Source organism: Spirosoma lacussanchae, from assembly GCF_005870035.1.
Lineage (GTDB): Bacteria > Bacteroidota > Bacteroidia > Cytophagales > Spirosomataceae > Spirosoma > Spirosoma lacussanchae.
This window is the reverse complement of record NZ_SWJG01000005.1, coordinates 201137-223984: the sequence shown is the minus strand read 5'-3', so window position 1 is coordinate 223984 and position 22848 is coordinate 201137. Positions and strand designations below refer to the sequence as shown.

At 56.4% G+C, this 22848-nt stretch carries 16 protein-coding genes; 8 read left to right on the top strand and 8 right to left on the bottom strand.

Annotated features, from left to right (window positions below):
* Positions 1 to 105 precede the first annotated feature (105 nt).
* From FBR45_RS18795 to FBR45_RS18780, 4 genes are all read left to right on the top strand, one after another.
* On the top strand, positions 106 to 3270 hold the full coding sequence (locus FBR45_RS18795) for a SusC/RagA family TonB-linked outer membrane protein (RefSeq protein WP_246082301.1): 3165 nt from the start codon (positions 106 to 108) through the stop codon (positions 3268 to 3270).
* 21 nt (positions 3271 to 3291) lie between these two features.
* On the top strand, positions 3292 to 5139 hold the full coding sequence (locus FBR45_RS18790; RefSeq protein ID WP_138505119.1) for a RagB/SusD family nutrient uptake outer membrane protein: 1848 nt from the start codon (positions 3292 to 3294) through the stop codon (positions 5137 to 5139).
* A gap of 9 nt (positions 5140 to 5148) precedes the next feature.
* The gene (locus FBR45_RS18785; RefSeq protein ID WP_138505117.1) at positions 5149 to 5820 is read left to right on the top strand and encodes a DUF3823 domain-containing protein; all 672 of its coding nucleotides are present in this window, start codon (positions 5149 to 5151) and stop codon (positions 5818 to 5820) included.
* A 75-nt stretch (positions 5821 to 5895) separates the two neighbouring features.
* A complete protein-coding gene (locus FBR45_RS18780) occupies positions 5896 to 6870 on the top strand; it encodes an arabinan endo-1,5-alpha-L-arabinosidase (RefSeq protein ID WP_138505115.1) in 975 nt (324 codons plus the stop codon).
* A 100-nt stretch (positions 6871 to 6970) separates the two neighbouring features.
* Here FBR45_RS18780 and FBR45_RS18775 read toward each other — a convergent pair whose 3' ends face one another.
* The 5 genes from FBR45_RS18775 to FBR45_RS18755 all read right to left on the bottom strand — a co-directional run bounded on the left by FBR45_RS18775 (position 6971) and on the right by FBR45_RS18755 (position 12592).
* Positions 6971 to 9418 (bottom strand): TonB-dependent receptor domain-containing protein, encoded by a 2448-nt coding sequence (locus tag FBR45_RS18775; RefSeq protein WP_138505113.1) that lies wholly within the window; start codon positions 9416 to 9418, stop codon positions 6971 to 6973.
* A gap of 152 nt (positions 9419 to 9570) precedes the next feature.
* Positions 9571 to 10272 carry a DUF4097 family beta strand repeat-containing protein gene (locus FBR45_RS18770; protein WP_138505111.1) on the bottom strand — a complete coding sequence of 234 codons (702 nt, stop codon included), beginning with the start codon at positions 10270 to 10272 and terminating at the stop codon, positions 9571 to 9573.
* Positions 10273 to 10311: 39 nt separating this feature from the next.
* A complete protein-coding gene (locus tag FBR45_RS18765; protein WP_138505109.1) occupies positions 10312 to 11091 on the bottom strand; it encodes a DUF4097 family beta strand repeat-containing protein in 780 nt (259 codons plus the stop codon).
* Positions 11092 to 11289: 198 nt separating this feature from the next.
* Entirely contained in the window at positions 11290 to 12090 is an 801-nt protein-coding gene (locus tag FBR45_RS18760; protein WP_138505107.1) for a HEAT repeat domain-containing protein, read from the bottom strand.
* Positions 12074 to 12592, bottom strand: coding sequence for an RNA polymerase sigma factor (locus FBR45_RS18755; protein ID WP_138505105.1), 519 nt, complete (start codon positions 12590 to 12592; stop codon positions 12074 to 12076). Before FBR45_RS18755 ends, FBR45_RS18760 begins: the two co-directional genes overlap by 17 nt.
* Before the next feature lie 245 nt (positions 12593 to 12837).
* Between FBR45_RS18755 and FBR45_RS18750 the strand changes: the two genes are divergently transcribed.
* From FBR45_RS18750 to FBR45_RS18735, 4 genes are all read left to right on the top strand, one after another.
* Complete coding sequence (locus FBR45_RS18750) at positions 12838 to 13332, top strand: hypothetical protein (protein WP_138505103.1); 495 nt, start codon at positions 12838 to 12840, stop codon at positions 13330 to 13332.
* A 467-nt stretch (positions 13333 to 13799) separates the two neighbouring features.
* Positions 13800 to 15410 carry a calcineurin-like phosphoesterase C-terminal domain-containing protein gene (locus tag FBR45_RS18745; RefSeq protein ID WP_138505101.1) on the top strand — a complete coding sequence of 537 codons (1611 nt, stop codon included), beginning with the start codon at positions 13800 to 13802 and terminating at the stop codon, positions 15408 to 15410.
* Positions 15411 to 15506: 96 nt separating this feature from the next.
* Positions 15507 to 16937: an alkaline phosphatase gene (locus FBR45_RS18740; protein ID WP_138505098.1), complete on the top strand. Its 1431-nt coding sequence runs from the start codon at positions 15507 to 15509 to the stop codon at positions 16935 to 16937.
* A gap of 133 nt (positions 16938 to 17070) precedes the next feature.
* The gene (locus FBR45_RS18735; RefSeq protein WP_138505096.1) at positions 17071 to 18186 is read left to right on the top strand and encodes an alkaline phosphatase family protein; all 1116 of its coding nucleotides are present in this window, start codon (positions 17071 to 17073) and stop codon (positions 18184 to 18186) included.
* Positions 18187 to 18373: 187 nt separating this feature from the next.
* Here the strand turns inward: FBR45_RS18735 and FBR45_RS18730 are convergent, their stop codons facing one another.
* From FBR45_RS18730 to FBR45_RS18720, 3 genes are all read right to left on the bottom strand, one after another.
* The gene (locus tag FBR45_RS18730; protein ID WP_138505094.1) at positions 18374 to 19207 is read right to left on the bottom strand and encodes a class I SAM-dependent methyltransferase; all 834 of its coding nucleotides are present in this window, start codon (positions 19205 to 19207) and stop codon (positions 18374 to 18376) included.
* A gap of 335 nt (positions 19208 to 19542) precedes the next feature.
* Positions 19543 to 20514, bottom strand: coding sequence for a Na/Pi cotransporter family protein (locus FBR45_RS18725; protein WP_138505092.1), 972 nt, complete (start codon positions 20512 to 20514; stop codon positions 19543 to 19545).
* A gap of 555 nt (positions 20515 to 21069) precedes the next feature.
* Positions 21070 to 22818, bottom strand: coding sequence for an alkaline phosphatase D family protein (locus tag FBR45_RS18720; RefSeq protein ID WP_138505090.1), 1749 nt, complete (start codon positions 22816 to 22818; stop codon positions 21070 to 21072).
* Positions 22819 to 22848 lie beyond the last annotated feature (30 nt).

The following is a 22848-nucleotide window of genomic DNA, read 5'->3' as shown; positions in this document are numbered from 1 at the left end:
ATGATAACAACCCAATATGAACTGTTCTTTTCTCTTCTACTTTTTACTCTCTCCTAAACAGTCAGCATTATGAGACGATCAGTACCAAGGTACACTGCCGGTAAAATGACAGCGTACGCCCTCATTCCGCTAGCCTGCGCCATGCCGTGTAAAGACGCGCTGGCCAGACCGACGGCCCTGAAATTTCGGACGGAAGGTCTGCATGCCCTGCCCCGGCACGCCGATGTGGTTGTCTCAGGAAAAGTGACTGACGACAAGGGCGAAGCCCTGCCCGGTGTCAACGTGGTGATCAAAGGATCGACGCGCGGCAGCACCACCGACGCGCAGGGACTTTTCTCCATTACGGTACCGGACCCAAACACGGTACTCGTTTTCTCGTTCGTAGGCTACCGCACCCAGGAGATCGTTGCCGGTAACGCCAGCCGACTCGCCATCAAACTAGTGGCCGATGATCAGTCGCTCGACGAAGTGGTGGTAGTGGGCTACGGCACCCAGTCGCGCGGGACCGTAACGGGTTCGGTAGCATCGGTGAAAGCCGAAGAGATTATCCGGACGCCGGCCGTTGCAGCTACCAGTGCGCTGGTGGGTCGCGTTCCGGGCATTACGGCCCGGCAAACCGACGCCCGGCCCGGTGGCGGTACCAACATCCAGATCCGGAATATGGGCGCTCCGCTCTACGTCATCGACGGCATCGTAGCCGATGTGGGGCAGTTCAACAACTTAGGCATCAACGACATTGAGAACATTTCCATTCTGAAAGACGGCTCAGCCGCTATTTACGGGCTACGGGCCGCCAACGGGGTTGTGCTGGTTACCACCAAACGGGGCAAAGCCGGTCAAAAACCCGTTATCAGCCTGTCGGGCTACTACGGTCTGCAGAACTTCACCCGCTACCCGCGCCCGGCCAACGCCTATCAGCACGTTCGGGCCCTGGCCGAGTCGGACCAGAACCGCGGCATTCCGACAACCATTACCCCTACCGAGCTGGAAAAATGGCGGATCGGCACCGAAAAAGGGTTCCAGAGCTTCGACTACTACGACATGGTCATGCGTCCCAACGTACCGCAGGCCTACCTGAACGGCAGCGTATCGGGCGGGTCGGAGAACGTAACCTACTACGTATCGGCCAGCCACCTGACCCAGGACGCCCTGATCCGGGATTATAACTTCAAGCGGAGCAACTTCCAGGCTAACGTCGAAGCCGGCCTCAGCAAGAAGCTCCGGATCGGTACGCAGATCAGCGGCCGGATCGAAGACCGCTTTCAGGTTGGGGTACCGGGACTGGACGACTATTTCAACCCGTTCCTGAGTATTTTCTCGATGTGGCCTACCGAGCGGCCCTACGCCAACGACAACCCGAAGTACATCAACCAGACGCACAATGTGAACGTAAACCCGGCTACCTACCGAAAAGAAGTAACGGGCTACATCAACGAAACCTGGCGGGCCGTTAAAGCCAACTTCACCGCGCAGTACGACTTCGATTTTGGCCTAAGCGTTAAGGGTACGTACTCCTACAACTTCACTAACTTCGACTTCGACGGCTTCGAGTACACCTACGATGCCTACACGTACGACGCGGCCACCGACACCTACAACGCGGTGCCGGGCGGGGGCAACCAGAACCCCTGGCGCGAACGGCGGAAACGCAACGTGGCCGACCGGTTCATGCAGATGCAGGCTACCTACAACAAGCAGCTGGGCGATCACAGCCTGGCCGCCGTGGCTGCCTATGAACGCTATGACACGGACAACAAATACATGGTCGTACATACCGTTCCGCCCAATAACTATATCCCGCTGATGTCCTTTGCCAACCAGGATCTGCTCATCGACGAGTGGAACGTGACGGCGCGGGCGGGTTATATTGGCCGTTTCAACTACAATTACAAACAGCGTTACCTGGTCGAGCTGCTGGGTCGGTATGACGGGTCGTTCCTGTTTGCGCCCGGTCGGCGGTACGGGTTCTTCCCCGGCGCGTCGCTGGGCTGGCGGGTGAGTGAGGAGCCGTTCTTCAAGGAGAACCTGGGCAATACGCTCAGCGAGCTGAAACTGAGGGCCAGCTACGGCCGCACCGGTAGCGACCTCATCAACGACAATTTCATTGTGGCGCCGTTCAGCTACCTGCCCGGCTACAACTTCCTGGCGGGCAGTGCCATCTTCAATGGCAACTACGTAATCGGGGTTCAGCCGCGCGGCCTGCCCATCACCACCCTATCGTGGGTCAACAACATCTCGACCAACGTAGGGATCGATTTCGGGCTGCTGGGCGGCAAGATTTCGGGTCAGTTCGACGTGTTCGAGCGGAAGCGGTCGGGCCTGCCTGCCGCGCAGTATGACGTACTGCTCCCCAGCGAAGTGGGCTACACCCTGCCGAACGCCAACCTCAACTCCGACGCCATTCGGGGGGTAGAAGGAGCGCTGTCCTACACGGGCAAAGCGGGTGAACTGACCTATACCGTGGGTGGTAACGCTACCCTGGCGCGGCAGCGGAGTCTGGACATCTACAAACCCCGCTTCGGCAACTCCTGGGATCAGTACCGCAACTCGGCCGTTGACCGCTGGTCGGCCATCAACTGGGGCTATCAGGTAGTAGGCCGTTTCCAGTCGCAGCAGGAGATCGACGATTACCGCGTCGATAACGACGGCCAGGGCAACCGCACCCAGCTCCCCGGCGATTTCATCTACAAAGACGTCAACGGCGATGGGGTTATCAACGGTCTCGACGAGCGGCCCATCGGCTATGCCGAAGGCGCTACGCCCTACTTCAACTACGCCTTCAACGGTACGCTGGGCTACCGGGGCTTTACGCTCCAGGTCGATGTAGTGGGCGCGGGTCTGCAAACGTTCCGGCGCGAGGTGGAGCAGAAGATTCCGTTCCAGAACAACGGCACCTCACCCAACTACCTCTTCGAAGACCGCTGGCACCGCGCCGATCCGTTCAACAACGACAGCCCGTGGGTGGCCGGTACGTATCCCGCCGTTCGGAAAGACAGCCCGAGCCACGTGAACTACAGCCGCCGGAGCGACTTCTGGGTCACCAACGTACGTTACCTGCGCCTGCGCAACCTCGAAATCGGCTACAACATTCCCAAGCCCTTCCTGAGCAAGATTGGCGTATCGGCCATGAAGGTCTACATCAACGGCACCAACCTGGTATCGTTCGACAACCTGAAAGCCATTCAGGTCGACCCCGAAATCTCGTCGAATGGCGCGCTGGTTTACCCGCCCCAGCGGTTGTATAACGCCGGTTTTGCGCTGAGTTTCTAACCCTCACAAACGACTTTACGCATGAAGCCTATTCATAAATTCCTGTCGATCGGCCTGCTGACCCTTAGCTTAACAGCCTGTAAAGAAGACTTTCTGGAACGCCAGCCGCCTAACATCATTCTGGAAAGCCAGGTCTGGAACGACCCTAAACTGATCACGAGCCTGCTGGCCAACTACTACGACCGGCTCCCCGCTCATACCCAGATCGATAACGGTTGGGATCAGTTTGCCGCCTACGACGAAGCGTCCTGGTCGGGCAACAACGACGGTCCCAACAACATCATCTCGTACGGGTTCGAGCGCTGGCGGCTCTGGGACTACGGCCTGATTCGGGATATCAACCTGGCGCTCGAGAACATCGACACCAAGAGTACGGCGCTGACGGCTGCTCAGAAAACCCAGTTTGCGGCCGAGTTCCGGTTTCTGCGGGCCTTTATGTACTTCGAACTGGTGAAGCGGATGGGTGGCGTGCCGATCATTACCAAACAGCTCATCTATGACTTCAGCGGCAATCCAAGCTCGCTCCAGTTTCCGCGCAACAAAGAGTCGGAGGTGTATGACTTCATTGCCAGCGAACTCGATGCGGTGAAGAACGACCTGGGCAATGCGGGCAGCAACACCCGCGCCAACCGCTATACGGCCATGGCGCTGAAAAGCCGGGCCATGCTGTACGCCGGGTCGATCGCCAAATACAACAACCGCATGGGTGCGCCCATCAGCACACCGGGTGGGGAGGTTGGTATCCCGGCCGCCCGGGCGCAGGAGTACTACACCAAAGCGCTGGAAGCCGCCAAAGAAGTGATTGCCGGTCCCTATCGGCTCTACCGGGTCAATCCCAACCTGGGCGAAAACTTCTTCGAGGCCATCACCAAGAAGCTGAACAACTCAGAAGTTATCCTGGCCAAGGATTTCCTGACGGCCAAAGACAAACGGCACGGGTTCACCTACGACAACATTGCCCGCAACGTCCGCGAAGACAACCTTTCATCGTCGAATATTACGCCCACGCTGAACCTGGTCGAGGATTACGAGTATCTCGATGGCAGCTCGGGCGAACTGAAAACCCGCACCCCCGACGATCGCGACTACATCTATTACGATAACCTCAGCGGGCCGTTTGCCAACAAAGACGCCCGGCTCTACGGTACCGTTATCTACCCCGGCACCAGTTTCCGGGGGCAGGAGGTGCAGATTCAGGCTGGCGTCATGGTCTGGAATGCCACCAGCAACAACTACCAGGTGGTAGAAGGCAATACCCTGGGCCAGGTTTATACCGACGGGAAACTGCTGACGGGTACGTCGGGGCCGCAGCGGTCGCAGACCGAGGTGTCGAATACGGGTTTCTACATGCGGAAATACATCGATCCAACGCCCCTGGCGAGCACCCGCGGTATCCGCAGCGATATGTGGTGGGTACGGTTCCGGCTGGGCGAAATTCTGCTCAACGCAGCCGAAGCAGCCTTTGAGCTAGGCCAGACGGGCGAAGCGCTTACTTACGTCAACCAGGTGCGCGAACGGGCGGGTTTCCCGGCCAACAGCCTGACCACGCTCACCCTGGCCCGGCTCCAGAACGAACGGCGGGTCGAGCTGGCTTTCGAAGACCACCGCGTCTGGGATCTGAAGCGCTGGCGCATTGCCCACGAGATCTGGAACGGCAACGCCACCAATCCCGACGCCGTCATGTACGCGCTCTACCCCTACCGCATCGTGCGTCCCGGCGACCCGCGCGATGGCAAGTATGTGTTTGTGAAGCTGGTAGCGCCCCGTTTCCGGGCTCCGCGCCTGTTCCAGCTAGGTAATTACTACGCATCCATCGATCAGGCGGTAATCAACAACAACCCGAAAATTGTTCGTAATCCTTTCCATTAACGACCGATCATGAAAGCTATATATATTGGCCTGCTGGCGGCTCTGACCCTGCTGGCCGGCTGTGCGAAAGACAATTTTGAGCCGCCTACCTCCACCATTACGGGCCGGGTCATCTACGACAACCAGCCGGTTGGGGTTCGTACCAACGGGGTTCAGCTGGAGCTGTGGCAACCGGGATTTCAGCTCTTTACCAAAATTCCGGTATACATCGCGCAGGATGGCACCTTCTCGGCCACTGTCTTCGATGGCGACTACAAGCTGGTTCGGCTGCGGGGCAACGGGCCGTGGGTCGACAATACCGACACGATTCCGGTACAGGTGCGCGGGGCGGCCCAGATCGACGTGCCGGTACAGCCGTTCTTCGTGATCCGCAACCCGACCATGCAGAAAAGCGGGACCAGCCTGACGGCTACCGCCACCGTGGCGCAGGTGGTAGCTGGCCGCGCTATTGAGCGGGCCACCCTCTACGTCAGCACCACCCAGTACGTAGATATCAACAACAACGCCGGGTCGGTTAGTCTGACCGGTGCGGCCCTGGCCGACCTGACCAAGCCGCTGTCGTTCTCGATGACCCCTCCCGCATCGGTCGTGGCCAAGGGATACTGCTACGCACGGCTGGGCGTCAAAACCGTTGGCGTGGCCGAGATGATCTATACACCGGTGCAGAAAATTACGCTGTAAATTAACCGATACAAAACCGGCTGAAAGTGACCCCGTTTGCTTTCAGCCGGTTTTCTGTTTTGTCTACGTGCTGCCATGACCAGATTCTACGTGTCTCTTTTTGTACTGTTGGCCCTGCTGGGAAGCGTCGCTGCGCAGGCTCAGGAACCGGCCATCACCACCCACGACCCGAGTACGATCCTGAAAGCAGCCGGCCGATACTGGTACTTCTCGACCGGAAACGGCATTCAGGTCGTCAGCTCTACTGACCTGCGGAGCTGGAAACCCGAAAAACCGATCTTTGAAAAAAACACCTGGCCCAGCTGGGTCGATAGTACCGTGCGGGGATTTAAAGGTCATTTCTGGGCACCCGACGCCATCCGAATGAACGGAAGCTATTACCTCTATTACTCCTGCTCCACGTTTGGCTCGCCGGTATCGGCCATCGGGGTTGTTACCTCGCCGGTGCTCGACCCGCAGTCGCCGGCCTACCGCTGGACCGATCAGGGTATGGTGGTATCCTCCAAAGTCAGAACCGATATCAACGCCATCGACCCCAGCCTTATGCGCGATACGGACGGTCGGGTATACATGGTCTACGGCTCCTTTCACGGAGGCATTGGCGCGGCTGAAATCGATACGACAACCGGAAAAATCAAAGCCGGCACCCCGGTAAAAACGGTGGCGGGTGGGCGTCAGTCCGACTGGGAAGCGGCTGCGCTGATCAAAGAAGGCAACTTTTACTACCTGTTTGCCAACAATGGCTTGTGCTGCAAGGGTATCAACAGTACCTATTACCTGGTAGTCGGGCGGTCGTCGAGTCCGCTCGGGCCGTTTGTCGACCGGTCGGGCCGCGACCTGACGGCCGGGGGCGGTACGCTCGTGCTGCGCACCGAAGGCAACTACCTGGGACCCGGCCACGTAGGCCTGCTTCGGGACGGAGGGCGTAACCTGGTATCGATTCACGTCTACGACCCGAACGATCGGGGAAAAGCCAAACTGGCCTTCTGCCAGCTCAGCTTTCAGAACGGCTGGCCTATACTGACCCCCGACCGATTCGGCACGGACTAACCCGCCGGTCTAACCGCAACCGGTGATCATCCCGTTCAGTTACCAGGCTGCGTGACAGCAATCAGCGCCAGGCGACCGGCTGCGGTCACGCAGCCTGGCTCTAGCGGCTTCCGGCGTCGTCGTTCTGTACTTTGCGGCTCTGCTTACCCCCCGAGCTCATCTGGCCGAAGCGCCACTCGAACGCCAGCCGGGCCGAGCGCGACACGAAGAAGAACCGTGTATCCGACTCGAATGTGGGGGCCGACTGGCGCAGGCTCTGCGACACGCCCCGGTTGAAGGGGTTGTTGACACCCAGTGTCAGACTCGCTTTTTTGTTCATCATCTCCCGCTTCAGCGCGAAGCCATACCAATAAAAACTCGACCCTTTTCCCTGTAAATTGACCCAGCCCGAGTTAAAATTTCCGTTGGCCTGGAAGGTGTAGTTGTGTGGCATCTTGTACGTGCTGCTGATGTTGGCGTTGCCCACCAGACCGCTGTTGCGCTGGTTCAGCATGGGGCTGTTCAGGTCGACGTACCGAACGTCCAGCCCACCGTTCAGGGTCCAGGTTTTGGTAGCCTGCCCCGACAGGTTCATGTTCATGCCGTAGGCGATGCGCCGGGCAATGTTCTGCGGTTTGCTGAGGGCAATCCCCGCTTCGTCGACCGTCCGCACGTATTCAATGGCGTTGTTGGTCATGCGCCAGTAGAAGGCGGTATTGACCGATAGGTTCGATTTGGTGGTCACGCTATGTCCCAGTTCGACGGCGTGGTTCAGTTCAGGATCCAGATATGGGTTTCCCGTTTGGAGGTTGCGCGGATCGCTGGCGTTGACCCAGGGGTTGAGGAACCAGAGCTGCGGCCGCTGAATCCGCTGGGTGTAGCTCGTTTTCAGGGTGTGGGTTTTTATCCCTTTCGAGATCGTTACGCTCGGAATCAGGTTCGTATACTGGTTGGTCAGCGCGGTCTGGGTCGTTAGAAAATTACCGTCGATAAAGGTCCGTTCGAGCCGGGCGCCCAGGTTGAGCGTCCATTTCTGTTTGGTCTCGACCCGCAGCGCGGTATAGCCCGAAACGATCCGCTGGTTATACTCGAAGTCGTTCGACTGGCGGGGGTCCGGCACCAGGGGCAACTGCCCATCCAGCGACTCCTCGACCCGGTATTCGCTACCAATATCGCGCCGGATCGCCTTCAGACCCGTTTCGAGTTTAAGCTGGGTGGTGTCGCTGCCGGTACGGATCAGGAAGGGGTAGGTATAATCGGCCTGGAGCGTATACTCTTTGTTGCGGCTGTAGTTGGTGCTGTGCTGCCGGAAACTGAGCTGTTCATTCTCCCCCAGCGTATAGCGGTCGGTATCGTAGAAATAGTTGTCCGGCATGCGGCTGTACTGGGTCAGCAGGGTAAACTCGGCGGGCGTAGCCACCCCGGCCCGTTTCTGAAAGGTTTTGGTATAGCCCAGATCGAACTGGCTGTTGCCGTAGGGGTTGCTGAACCGGATGTCGTTGCGGACGTTTTGCAGGATAGCGCCCGACGGGTCGGTCAGGCGGTTGATCTGGGTGCTGTTATTGGGATAATAGCCCCCCCAGGCGTTGGCCGAGAAGTTGATGCGGCTGGTTGAGTCGGGGTCGTAGTCGAGGCTCAGCTCGCCGTAGCCACCGGTACCGGTATTGTCGGCGGTGCTGCGCTGGAAGAGGTAGTTCAGCGGCTGCCCATCCAGCAGGGTCGTACGGGTGGTCTGCATCTCTCGTATGTTGCGAAACTGGTAGCCGTTGGCCGACAGCGAAAAGCCGATCTTTTTGGTCTTCAGGGCCAGCTTGGTATTCGTGCTGCGGTTCATGTTCCCCAGCGAGGCCATGACCGACCCGTTAAAACCCTGCAGCGCCTTTTTGGTGATGATATTGATAATACCCGCGGCCCCTTCTGCATCGTATTTAGCGCCGGGGCTGGTAATGACCTCCACCGATTTGATATTGTCGGCGGGCATCTGTTTGAGCGCGTCGGCCAGGTTGCGGGCCATCATGGCCGAGGGTTTACCGTTGATCAGGACCCGGATGTTGCTGTTGCCCCGCATCTGAATATTACCGTCCAGATCCAGGCTCAGCGACGGCACCTTGCGCAGCACATCGGCCGCCGAACCGCCTGCGTTCGAAATATCTTTTTCAGCATTGTAGACCAGCCGGTCCCCTTTTTCTTCGATCAGCGCTTTCTGCGCGGCTACCGTTACCTCACCCAGCGTACGGCTCTCCGACCGCAGCCGAAGCCCGTTCAGCCGAACCGACGGCTGGTCGGCCCGCAGCACGAGCGACTGACTTCGGGCCTGGTACCCCACCGACGAAAGCGTAAGGGTATAGTTGCCCAGCGGCAGGTTGGGCAGCGCAAACACCCCGGCACTATCGGTCGTTACGCCCGCAATCAGGGTGGCGGCATCCCGCACAGCCACTGTCGCAAACGGGACGGGCTGAGCCGTTGTTGAGTCGATGAGTGACCCGGTTACGCGGGCGGTCGGGCTGGATTGAGCCAAAGCATTCCCAACCCATAGCGCCAGGGCGGCTACGGTACATAAACGTTTCATAAGAACTTGGCTAAACTGGGGTGAGACGGGGGCTTATCAGGCCTGAAAGGCCTGCAGGACCTTTCAGGCTGTCATGAACCTGTGTTTATCGGTTTTTACCCAAAGAGACGATAAACTACCTGGTGTTGCATCGGCGGCTGAGAACCGGCCAATTATTTTTCTTTCCGCAGGTAAATGTTGTTGCTGATCGACTCCAGCCGCACCTGCGGCCCACCGCTGAGGAGTGTACCTTCCAGCATATAGCCCACTATCGGATTTTTCGGGCGCTTTCCGGTAAAATCGATCGTCAGGTCCGAGTATACTTCGCCCGTAATGGTTTTCATGGCTACGTTGGCCCCTTTCGAGCCCGGCCAGCTCATATCGACGAACCCGCTGATCGACTTGGCCGACACGGCACTCGTAGCGCCCTTGATGTGGATGTTACCTGAAATAGTTTCGACGCGCAGGGGGGCTTTTTTGGGCAGAAAAACCGTGTAGTTGATCGTGCTGCATATCGTATGGGAGGTGCCGTCCTGGTCGGTCCGCCAGGTTGATTGGCGGTTGCCGGGGCAATCTTCGGACCGCCCCTGTTTGATCAGTTCGCGGTCAAAATCGGTCGTGATGCGGACCGCGTCGGCCGTCGATTCGGTACTGACCTCCAGCGCATCGTTGAGTTTGCCGTTGTTGATCGTAACCGCAATCCGCATCGACACCTCGGGCTTATCCCAGTATTGCACGTCGATGCTGTCGCCAAACTTCAGATTAAGGTACACAGCCTGACCGGCCGACAGCGGCAACGTTTTGGTAATGATTTTCTGGGAGAAAACGGGTTTGGCCAGAAACAGAACCAGGAGCAGAAGCAGGTGATTTTTCATAGTTGCAGGAGAAGGAAGAAAAGAGAGTGGAACAAACGCTTATTTCTGCTTGCGGATGAAGATGTCGCTGGAGATGGTTTTGAGCCGTAGCTCCACTCCGCCCCCGTTTGCGGTGCCGTTGATGACGTGGCCGCCCCCCATGCGGTTCAGGCCGTCTTTTTTGGCCATACCCAGGTCGAAGTCGGTATACATTTCGCCGTTGATGGAGTTCAGCTTAAAGCTGGCTTTGGTACTGGCCGGCAGAGTGACGTCGATATTTCCGCTAATGGTCGAAATGGCGGTAGGTTTGCTCTGATTCAGCGTCGAATACACCACTTTGACTTCGCCGTTGGTCGAGTTGGCCACGACAGGGCCCGTCACATTGACCAGGCTGATGTTGCCATTCAGGGTTTTGACTTCGAGGTCGCCATCCATATTCTGAATGTGTACATTGCCGGTACTACCCCAGTTGACCTGTTCGTACAGGATAGCCGCTTTGTTGGGTACGCGGATCGTATACGCCATGTGCCGGCGCGACGCTTTCTCGACTCTGACGGTATTGCCTTCTGTTGTCACGGCCAGACCGATACCGGTATTGTCGACGGCCGAATTGTACAGCGGCCGCAGCCCTTTTGCCTGCTCCGGGGGCGCTTCCATCTTACTCTGGGTCTGGATCACCAGTTCGTTGCCGTTGTAACCCTCAATTTTCAGACTGGTGGCGTCCAGCATGATCGTCACTTTCTGATCGCCATTGTTAGCCAGTTTCGTCTTGTACTCCTGCGCATAGAGCACAGTCCATTGCCATAGGCATCCGATGCCTAGTAACAGCATTTTTTTCATAAGAATATGTGGTTGACTAGTTAATACAAATGAGGTTCAGATGTCCCGCCACGCCGTAATGGATGGGGTCGGCGCTCCGATCCCCACGGACCACTCACGCGGCAGCAAGACCATCCGGTCAGGTGGACTACGCGTCCCGGACTACGCGTCCCGGACTACGCGTCCCGGTGTCCCCACGGACCACGGTGATGGGGCCGATCACGATGTCGAGCGGGCAACCTGGCTCAGGGCACCGGCGCCTTCTTCGGCTTTGAGCCGGACAATGTCGAGCACCTGCTGGTTGCGGGCCAGCCGCTGCATGTCGGCGGCTGCCCGTTTTTCCTTAATCGCCACCAGCGCGTCGATCAGGGTGAGCTGCACATTCGGGTCTTTCTGTATCCGCAGCGACTGAATGAGCGCTTCGCGAACGCCTTCTTCCTGCTCAAAGCGCAGAAGGGCCTGGCAGGCCGCCAGCCTGACGTTGACATTCGCGTCGAAGTTGAGCGTGTTGATAAGCAACTGCGTAATCTCGCGGTCGGCGCGGTCCAGCTCGGCACTCTGGTTGATGGCGTGAATCCGATCGCTGGCCGACGTTTGCGCCACCGCATCGAACGCCAGCGTTTTCCGGATCGACTCGCCAGCCGGATGCCCGGTCGTTGTCAGCGCAACCGAATCGGCGGCATCCGGCGATTGGCGCGAGTAAAACTGGCCGCCCGCAAACCCGATCAGCAGCAGCGCTACCCCGGCGGCCAGCCGCATACCCCAGGTGGTCAGTTGCCGAACCCGGCCCATGGTCCGTAGGGGTTGTGGGTCCAGTTTCTGATCCAGCCGGGCGGTAAAATCGGGCGACAGCTGTCCGGCCCTGGCGCCGGTCACGTACTGAAACAGCGACGCATGGGGCAGCAGATGATCTGGTATCGGCTGGGTATGCTGAAAATAGGCGCGCAGTTGGTTTTCTTCGTCCAGCGTGGTTTCGCCTTCGTAATAACGCGCCAGCAACTGCTCAATAGTCGGCTTCATAGTCGTTCAGTTTAAGGTAACCGTCCCGCAGCCGTTGCCGGGCCCGCGAGAGCGCAACCCGAATCGCGTTGATCGACAGCCCGGTTACCTGCTCAATTTCCTCGAAGGAATACTCTTCTACATCCCGCAGATGGAGTACCAGCTTCTGCACATCGGGTAGCTGATCGATCAGCTGCCGCATCCGGTCGGCACTGTCGGCCAGCTCCAGCTGCCGGTAGGGCGAAAGCTGGCTGGTGGCCACGCTACCCAGGTCCGCCGTGTCGACGGGCTTTTGCCGGGCGTGTGACTTCAGCCGGTCCAGACACAGATTCTTCGTCATTTGTACCGCCAGGGCTTCTACGCTCTGATACGTATCCAGCTGCTGCCGGTTCGACCACAGCCGCATCAGCACATCCTGCAACGCATCCTCGGCATCTTCGCGGTTGCGCAGAAACATCGTAGCCAGCCGGAAGAGTCGATTCTGAATGGGCAGAATCCGTTGTTTGAACGCCTGTAGATCCATCTCATGAGCAAAGACGACCGAGCCGGGAAAACATTACAGCACCGACGATTTTTTTTTCACAGCCCCAGTCAGTTCGTCCCGTTCTTTAATAGAGCTGACGGTCAACCTGGCAGTCAGTTTTTACGAACGGCATACGATTTGCAGCCATACGAAGTCAGCCGAATGAGTATTTTCACCCGAGAATAGCCGACAGGAAACCAGCAGCTGTCGTTTCAGAACAGCGCCACTATACCCCAACCGAAACAATGAAATCGACCCTATCTGTTGCTCTCCTGTGTTTACTCATGGCCTGCGCCGATAAAAAGCCCGGCTCACAGGAGGCCGCAGAAACACAAATCGTTGGCAATGACGCGGACCCCAACGGCTGCAAAGGCTCAGCCGGTTATACCTGGTCGGCTGTGAAAAACAGGTGCATACGGGTATTTGAAGAAGGCACCCCGTTCAAGAACTACGAAGCTACCGCGCCCGGCGAAGCTGAAATTGCCACCTACGTGGTGCTGTCTAACGACCAATCGAAAGCAGAAATCTTTTTTGGGGGCACCGACAAACCCGCAGTACTGGAGAAACGCCCCGTTGTTGAGGGCGAAATCAGGCCTGTGCTCTTCGAGAGCGAAGGGGAACAGCTCAAAATCTGCTATTACAAAGACGCGTACCTGATTTTATTTCAGGATTCGGTACGGTTCACGCAGGACTATTCGCTTAAAAACGGCCTGGCGTCGATGCTCGAAACAACGAAATAAGCGCCCAGCCCATGGCCCCGGTTGTAGCCAGATAGTCTTCTACTATGAAATATAGCTACACTTTATAACGCCGTTATACACTGCGATTTTATACTGACCGAAAGTGGCCAGCACGCAGGCCAGAAGCTGCTTTACGCTTGGGAAGATCGGCCAAAAATGCCAGCTGTCTACGTGATCAAAAGGCTAAACAGCTTAGCCCGACTTTAGTAGCATATAGCCCAGTATTGCGCTCGCTACGGATGCCATTCATCGGCAGTGTCTGGCAAGGTAATCCCATAAAAACCACATTTTGATAATATAGGCGTCACTTCTTTGCCGACAGGGCATTGTAGTTTTGAGCCCTGCGAGACAGTGGGCTATGGTAAACGGGTCGCGTTAACATGGGGACGTCTGATTAGCGGCCCCACGTGATACGCTGCCGGAGTCAGCCCCGACTAACCTGGCCATCTGCGGTATCGACATAACGTATGAAATTTTCTTTGATATATAGGATCACAATAGGCGCGTTGCTGGTCAGCAGCGCATCGTCCTGGGCGCAGCAAACTGCCAGCGGATTGGTTTTTGAGGACCTGAACGGTAATGGTAAAAAAGAAAGAGCCGAGCCAGGGGTAGCGAAGGTTGCCGTTTCAAACGGGCATGACGTAACGCTCACCGACCAGAACGGCCGTTATCAGTTGCCGGTCGATAGCGATGATATCCTGTTTGTGATCAAGCCAACGGGCTACCAGCTGCCGACAAATGACCAGAATCTGCCGCAGTTCTACTACCGGCATAAACCTGCCGGATCACCGACTCTCAAATACGCGGGTGTGGCACCTACCGGGCCTTTGCCGAAGTCTGTAGATTTTGCACTCCGGAAGGCTGATGAACCTGACAACTATCAGGTTCTGGTTTTTGGCGATCCGCAGGTGTATACGAATCAACAGGTTACCTTTTTTGAACGTGGTATCATTACCGAACTGGAAGGTAAAACCAAACCGTTTCAGTTCGGTATCAGTCTGGGCGACCAGGTAGGCGACAACCCAACCCTGTACCCGGCTTATAACGCGGCCATCCGGCGGTTAGCCCTGCCCTGGTTTCAAGTGATCGGCAACCACGACATGAACTACGACGTCAAAGCGGATACACTGTCCGATGAGAGCTTCGAAGGTATGTATGGTCCGAATAATTACGCGCTCAACCAGGGAAAAGTCCACTTTATCGTGCTGGATGATATTCTGTACCCCGATCCCCGCGATGGCGAAGGGTATCAGGGCGGCCTTCGCCCGGATCAACTGGCGTTCGTCGAGAATGACCTGAAGCACGTACCTACCGATTACCTGGTGGTGCTCTGCCATCACATCCCACTGTTTAGCGAAGGGGGCAGCGAAAGCTTTCGCACCGCCGACCGGCAGCGGTTATTCAGTCTACTAAAAGCGTTTCCTCATACGTTGTCGCTGTCGGCCCATACGCACGTGCAGCAACATTATTTCCACGGAGCCAAAGACGGCTTCGACCGGGCTACCCCACACCACGAATACAACGTAGGCACTACATCGGGCGACTGGTATTCCGGTGAGATGAACCAGCAGGGCGTACCTGTCTCGACCATGCGCGATGGCACGCCCAAAGGTTACTGCTTTTTGTCGTTCGAGGGCAACCGATACTCGTTCGACTACCGGGTGGCCGGGCAACCCGCCGAGTACAAGATTGGGCTCTATGCGCCCAGTGTGGTGACAGAAGGCCAGAATGGGCGCTACGATCTGTATGCCAACTTCTATCAGGGTAGTGATCGCGATTCCTTACAATTTCGCATTGATGGGGGCAGCTGGCGGTCTATGCAACGGGTTGAGGAGCCCGATCCGGTAATGAGTGGCGTGCGCTACCGGTGGGATACCGCCAATAAGCCGCTTACCGGCACACGCCCATCGACTCCGGTCGTGTCAACCCATCTGTGGCGAGCCCGATTGAGTGGTAAGCTGACCGTGGGTGAGCATTCGATTGAGGTGCAGGCAAAAGATGCCTACGGCCGTACGTTCACGGCCAGCACAGCGCTACGGGTAGTGGCGGAGGCCCAGCCGACGCCCGGCAAGGAATAAGCAAACGACAGGCCGGTCGGCGATACGGCAGCGTGCTCCGAGGGGCTCCCCTGCTGGTATTCATTAATGATCGGTTAACTACTTCACGAAAGAGACATGAAACGGCGGGACTTTTTTCGCAGCAGCACCCTGGCAACTATCAGCACCGCACTGGTCGACCCGTGGCAGCTCCGCACCGAATCGTTACTTCAGAAGACGGGACGGGCTAAAAACATTATTTTTCTGGTCAGCGACGGCATGAGTACGGGTACGCTGAATATGGCTGATCTGCTGCGGCAGCGAAAAGAAGGGCGCTCCAGCCATTGGCTGGGCCTTTACCGAGATAACCGCGTTCATCGGGCTTTAATGGATACGGCTTCGGCTTCGTCGCTGGTCACCGACTCGGCGGCTGCCTCGTCGGCCTGGGGGGGTGGCGTTCGGGTGCCGAATGGTTCGCTCAACGTGGGGGCCAATGGTGAGACTTATGAGCCTATTTTGCAAACGTTCAAAAAGGCGGGTAAGGCGGTCGGTTGCGTAACGACAGTACCCATCACGCACGCCACGCCGGCCGGATTCTGCGTCGCCAGTAAAAGCCGGGGCAGCATGGCCGCCATTGCCGAGCAGTACCTGGAGCTACGCTTCGACGTGATGATGGGCGGTGGTAGCGAACAGTTTAGTGCAGAGGGGCGAGCCGACAAGAAAGACGTATTCGCGCAGTTCGACACGCAGGGCTACCAGGTTGCCCGAAACCGCGATGCGATGCTTCAGTTCCGGGCGGGCAAGCCTGCTCTGGGGGTATTCCATTCCGACGGGCTTCCTTACGCCCTCGATCGGGCTCAAAGTCCTGACTTACAAAAAACCATTCCTACGCTGGCCGAGATGACCCGAACGGCTATCGAACTGATGCGCGGCAATCCAAAGGGATTCGTCCTGCAGGTGGAGGGTGGCAAGGTTGACTGGGCCGCCCATGCCAACGACCTGGCCGCCCTGCTGTATGATCAGCTGGCCTTTGATGATGCCGTGGGCGAGGCTATTCAGTTTGCCGAGCAGGATCAGGAAACGCTCATTGTAGTGACTACCGACCACGGTAACGCCAATCCGGGCCTGCTGTCGGGGAGTGCCGCGAGCCGCCAGTTCGACTCCCTGCATACGGTGAAGCACACCAACGAGTGGGTGTTGAAAGGAATCTCAAAGGAAACGACCGCTGGCCAACTGATTGAACGACTCGAAGCGGCTCAGGGTATAGTGCTCAAGGCCGACGAAGCCAACAGGTTGCTGGCTCAGTTTACAAGCCTGGATGAAACCGGGATCTACAACCCCAACAAGCTGCCCTATCGCCAGCTGGCGGGTCTGCAAACCGCCCACACATCTGTGGGCTGGGCCGGCATGGACCATACGGCCGACTTTGTCGAACTGGCCATCCTGGGACCGGGCGTGTCTACACCGGGCAACTTCACGCGGGACAGCATGTCAATGCCAGCCCTGGTTAAGAACACCGACTTACACACCCTTATGCTTCAGGCAACCGGGGTAAACAAGGGGAGATAAACCGATTACAGGCGGCTGTATTTACCCTGAGCCCCGTTACCAATCTATCGCGCGTCAATTATTGGCTGTATATCTGTCAGAAATTCTTCAGTAAATCGCCATACTCGTTAATCAAACCAAATTGATTTATACCATGCGCTGGCAGACCAGCTTCCTGATCGTTGTCGCAATAGTTTGTTGTTTCGATCTACGGGCACAATCGTCGGCACCTGTTTCCCGGCATACCGAAAATATCGTTCTCATCACCCTGGATGGTGTCCGATGGCAGGAGGTCTTTGCGGGCGCCGATTCAATCCTTCTATTCGATCAGTCGTATTATCAGGACACCGCCGGTGCCCGAAAGCAGTTTTGGGCGCCAACACCCGAGGAAAGGCGAAACCGGCTGATGCCTTTCTTCTGGAACACCATGGCCAGGCAGGGACAACTATACGGGAACCGCCTGAAGGGCAGTCGGATGAACGTATCCAATCTCTACTGGTTTAGCTATCCTGGCTACAACGAAATTCTATCGGGCTATGCTGATGAACGTATTAACTCAAACGACAAGAAAAATAACCCGAATACAACGGTATTGGAGTTTCTTAATAAACAGCCTGCCTTGCAGGGTAAGGTAGCTGTCTTTTCTTCCTGGGACGTCATCGAAGCGGCCGTCAATGAAGAGCGCAGTGGCATCTACGCCAATTCGGCCTTAGAGGCTATTCAGCCTGCCCGGACGGCCACGGATTCGTTACTCAACGCGATGGTAAGCAATGTACGATCCGATTTTGCGGGCGTACGCCCTGATGTGCTTACGTACTATGCCGCCTGGAATCATCTACGCCAGCACCAGCCCCGGGTGCTTTTTCTTTCATTCGATGAAACCGATGATCTAGCCCATGCCGGCCGGTATGCCGACCACCTGCGTATGCTCCAAACGCTCGACCGGCTGATTGGCGACCTCTGGCAGACGCTCCAGTCGATGCCCCAATACAAGGACAAAACCAGTTTCCTGATCACTACCGACCACGGACGGGGTCATACGCCTAAAGCCCGCTGGAAAGATCACGGCACCAAAACGCCCGACTCGTATCAGATATGGCTGGCGGCCCTGGGTCCCGATACACCGCCGAGTGGAGAGCAGTCTGGTGGAGAAGTGATCTTTCAGCATCAGGTTGCCGCTACCCTCGCCCGACTGCTGGGGTATACGTTCACCTGCGAGCATCCAGTAGGAGCGCCCATCCCAACTGTAAGCCCATTCTCCGGTCGCTAAGGTGGCGAATAAGGTACTATACAACCCCCATGGCGGATAGCCTACAGTCATGTGTTTGCCATGGGGGTTGATTCAGCGCTTTCCCTACGCTTTCATCAAAACACACGCTACGACCAGGTGATTGTTGACATCTATGGTACGCTATAAATCGGTCTGCATGAAAATAGGCCGGACAGGCTCCTGTTACCTACATCTTCTTCCAGGCACTGATCATCAGTGGCCAAAGGCCCGCCGTCACCTGGCCTGTCTGCTCAACCCGATCTAACTCATCAGCGTAGGCCTGGGCTCGTTCGGGAGTGGTCAATTTCAGTTGCAGGGCCGGCTGCAGCACACTGGTGTAAACCGCCTTGAGCATCAACTTAGCCTGAGCGAACGAAACTAACCGGCCGGCAACGTCGGTATCATCCGGAAAGCCAAGGCCTGCCTCAATAAATAGATCGGGCAGGCGAACGCCAATATTGGGGTCCAGACCCGCTGCCCGGCACACCCCGTAGAAAACATCTTTGTAGTGCTGAAACTCCGGGAAAGGCGCCGAGGGGGCCGCCCCGTCGTTGTAATAGTCCTGCACAACAACGTATCCACCCGGCTTTACCCAACGACTCATTTTTCTCAGTAAATCGGCGGGGTTCTTCATATGGTACAAGGTTAGCCGGGCCAATACCAGGTCGAATGGTCCCTGGGTCAGTTCGTCCAGCTCCAACAGATTCGCGTGCAGAAATTCATACCGGGCAGGATTGGCCGTCTTAAGCATAATCAGGCTCTCCTGACCAATAATGTTATCCATATCGACCCCCAGCACGTAGCCCGATGCCCCTACCAGTTCACCCATCAGACGCATAGTTTCGCCGGGACCGCTGCCGATATCGGCGCAAGACATGCCTTCGCGAAGGCCCAGGCGGCTCAGTACCCGTTGTGTTGCAAACTCCCACAACATAGCCTGCTGGCGCAAACGCTGATACTCGGCCGATGTACGCCCCAATATGTACTCGTCATCAGGCGAAAGAGTTGACGTGATTTCCATGCGTTAAACGGTTTAGTAGAAGTCAAAACTAACAATAATGTTTACGGGTACATTGCCGTTACCTAAACCGCTAACTACCGATTAATCAAATCATTAACCTAAATCTTTACCTATTCTCCCTCTGACAGCGCAAAACTACGCAGTATGCTATTCGGCTGGGCTGTATAACCTCTCCGGAAGAGCCGGTCAGCAAACCAATCTGGTTCACGCTGGCTCCGCCAGTTGACACTCCGACGAGTTCATGCAGCGGTAAGCGGTTCGGCATCAGTGCGAGGACGTCATCAGATCGGTCAAGCGCGATCAAAACCAGATGGATAACGTCTAATCACCCCTCCTCACTTCATCTTTGGCTGAGCGCCATCTGCCGAAACGTCGGGCAGCCACCGCTCCAGCCAGGTAGCGATGATGGGGACAAAACCCACGACGAGTGCCACCCCAATCACATTAAAAAGAACGTGAGCATTGGCTAACTGACGGCCCGCTGGCGCCCCCGCTGACAGGATTTTGATCAAAGCCGTGAACGGGTCGATCAGTAGCAGGCCCAGCCCGATGGAGAACACATTAAAGACCAAGTGAAACAAGCCTGTTCGAAGAGCCGCCCGGCTCCGGCCAATACTGGCTACCAACGTATCAGCGCAGGTGCCCAGTTCGGCTCCCATCATCAGGGCAATGCCGGCCGGCAGCGTCAGCAGTTGCTGGCCTTCCAGAACGACCGCCATGCCTACCGTTGCCGAGGAGGATTGCAACAGCACCGTAACACCGGCTCCTACGAGTGCGCCCCGCCCGGGATTGTCCAGCCCCTGCATCCACCGGGTTACGGTCGGCATGTGCTTGAGCGGTTCTACCGCATCCTCCATCAGGTATAGACCCAGGAACAGCATACCCAGCCCCAGCAGGACCTGGCCCGATTGGGTAAGCCAGTCCCGGTGGCTGAGCACCATTAACCCAAGGCCTACCGCCATGGGCAGGCCTGCCCACTGCCCTACATCAAACGCAATAAGCTGGCTGGAAAACGTCGTACCGATGTTGGCCCCCAGTACCACACCCAGCGCCTGCCGAAACGATAGCGCCCGGGTGTTGACCAGGGCAATAGCCATGATAATGACAGCCGAGGACGAGTCCAGCAGTATCGTAATAACCACACCGGTCAAAATACCGGTGGCCACGTTGCTGGTGAAGCGGCTTAGCCACTGGTTAAGTTGTTCGCCTGAAATGGCTTTCAGGCCATCCGAGAGGTAATTCAGGGCAAATAAAAAAAGCACCAAACCGGAAAGCAGGGGCAACAGGACGGGTAAGTAAGCCTGCATATATGGCTCCGATTAAGAAGGGTGAGTTTTGTAAGAACTTCAGTCATCAAACAGACGAGTATCTACGCTAGCTGACGTAGTATAAAAGAAGCGGTAAGCCGATCAGGATTATTAGAACCAGTAGCGCCAGCCAATGGGTACGGGCTGAGTAGCGGATATACCGGCTGTTGCCTGCCACCAGGTTTAAAAATTCGTCCATCCAGTGATGCCACATATCACGTGTGCTTCTAGTAAACGTATGGCGTATCTGCCACATCCGTTTCGTGCTAAGCTCTCTGCCACCAAATCCATCTCTTCTGGAGTGATGCCCGTCACTGGTTACCTAAACTATGGGCAGGGAGCTTACAAAATTAGGTGGACCGCAACAGTTGCGCAGACCGACCTGAAAGAATAACAATTCGTTAATCCATGCTACCCGAAAGACAGTCGATGCGATTCTAAAAAAGACATAGCGCAAAGCCAGTATAACCGGCTCTGGCTATGTCTGAAACCAAAGATATACATACCTGATTTTATCGACGCAACAGCGTTACAATCCGTTTATCTTCCTCTGAGCTACCGAGTGATGGTTTCAGTATGACCAACCACCGTACTAACATCAGGAGAGGATATCGTTGTCACGAAACGCCACTCAGATTTGATTTTACCAGTACTAAATGTAGCCAGGGTATACCCCCGACGTGATGCATCGAGGTAAACCAAATCATCGACCAGAAGCGCCAGGGCCTGTTCAAACCCGCCTAATGCCTGCGGACTGGTTCCCAGGTACGTCTCTAACCCGGGCGAAGTGATTGAGCTGGCGGCCAGCTCCTGTCCAACCTTTGTCCCACCTGCTGTCGTCAACTCATTGAACCAGGCGTTGTGGGTATCGCCGGCGAGGGTTATTAATTTTTTTCCCTGGGCCAGCGCATAGACCCGCTCGCGCTCAACGGGATAGCCATCCCAGGCATCCAGATTATAAGGTAAAACCGTTTTGATGCGGGCCAGTTCCGTTGGCGTCAGCGTAGGGTCATTCGCCAGCGAGCGGGCTTTGATTTGGCTCAGTTGCAGCAGAAGCGTCTGGAAAGCGGCAAAGGTGGCCGGCCGGGCTGAACCCAGCTGATCGACTTCGCCAATCAACTGTACGATAGCCAGCAACAGTTCAGCCGGTACATACATTTTACCCATCAACACCTGCTGGCCTAACACCTGCCAGGTTCCCTGACCCGAGCCCAGCGCTTTACCCAGCCAGGCTAGCTGTTCGCTACCGAGCATGGTGCGTTGAGGGTCCAGCCAGTCCTTCTGAAACGCAGCCGCATCCAGCTGGCCCGAACTGGTAAAATACGTTCCGTACTCAAGCTGTTTGTCCCGGCCAATGATTCGGGTGTCCAGCATATGCAGATCCAGAATCGCTCCGAAGGAGAAACTACGGTATATTTTCGAGTCCGTGTTGGTACGAATGCCGATGTATTCGTTGTAGGCTTTGATGGCATTTGCCTTGCGCACGCTGAAACTACCTTCACTGGGCTGGTGATTTTCGGCCCCGTCCTTATAGGCGTCATTGGCCACTTCATGGTCGTCCCAAACGCAGATGAACGGTTTTTTTTGATGGGCTAGCTGCAGCTGTGGGTCGCTTCGATACTGTTTAAACCGCGTCCGGTAGTCATCCAGTTCGATAATTTCACGGGGTGGTGAAGGGAGTCGGCCCAGAGCTACTGTGGTTGGATTGCTACCGTATTGTCCCAGGCCATACTCGTAGATGTAATCGCCCAGATGCAGGATAACATCAGCCTCCGAACGGGCCATGGCGCTGTAGACATTGAATAGACCGGCCGGATAGTTCGAGCAGGAACAGAAGGCTATATTCACTTCATTCAGTTCATTGCCTTTGGGTAACGTTTTGGTTTCTCCAATGACTGAGCTGATTGTTGTATTCGTGATAAAGAACCTATAATAATACGTCGTATTAGAGGCTAGTCCGCTCAGATCAATACTGACCGTAAAATCATCATCGCTGCTGGCATCGACCCGTTCGGTTTTTACTACCGTGTTGAACGAAGCGTCGGTTGCCAGCTGATAGGTCAGCATCACTTTGGCAGCCCCGGTGGCTGGCGTTACCCGGGTCCAGAGAATGATCTGATGGTCGGTGGGATCAAAACTGGCCACTCCGTACTCGAAGCTACCCGCCTGGTTTGGGTCATTTGGGTCGGGCAGGTTGTGGTCCGCACAGCCACCTACCAGTACCGTTGACACGATGAGTGTGCCAACCCCTAAAGCTGATTTCTCTAAAAAATTTCGTCGGGTAATCGATTTTTGGAAGGTCATAAACGAACGTATTAATGGTTACTAGTTATC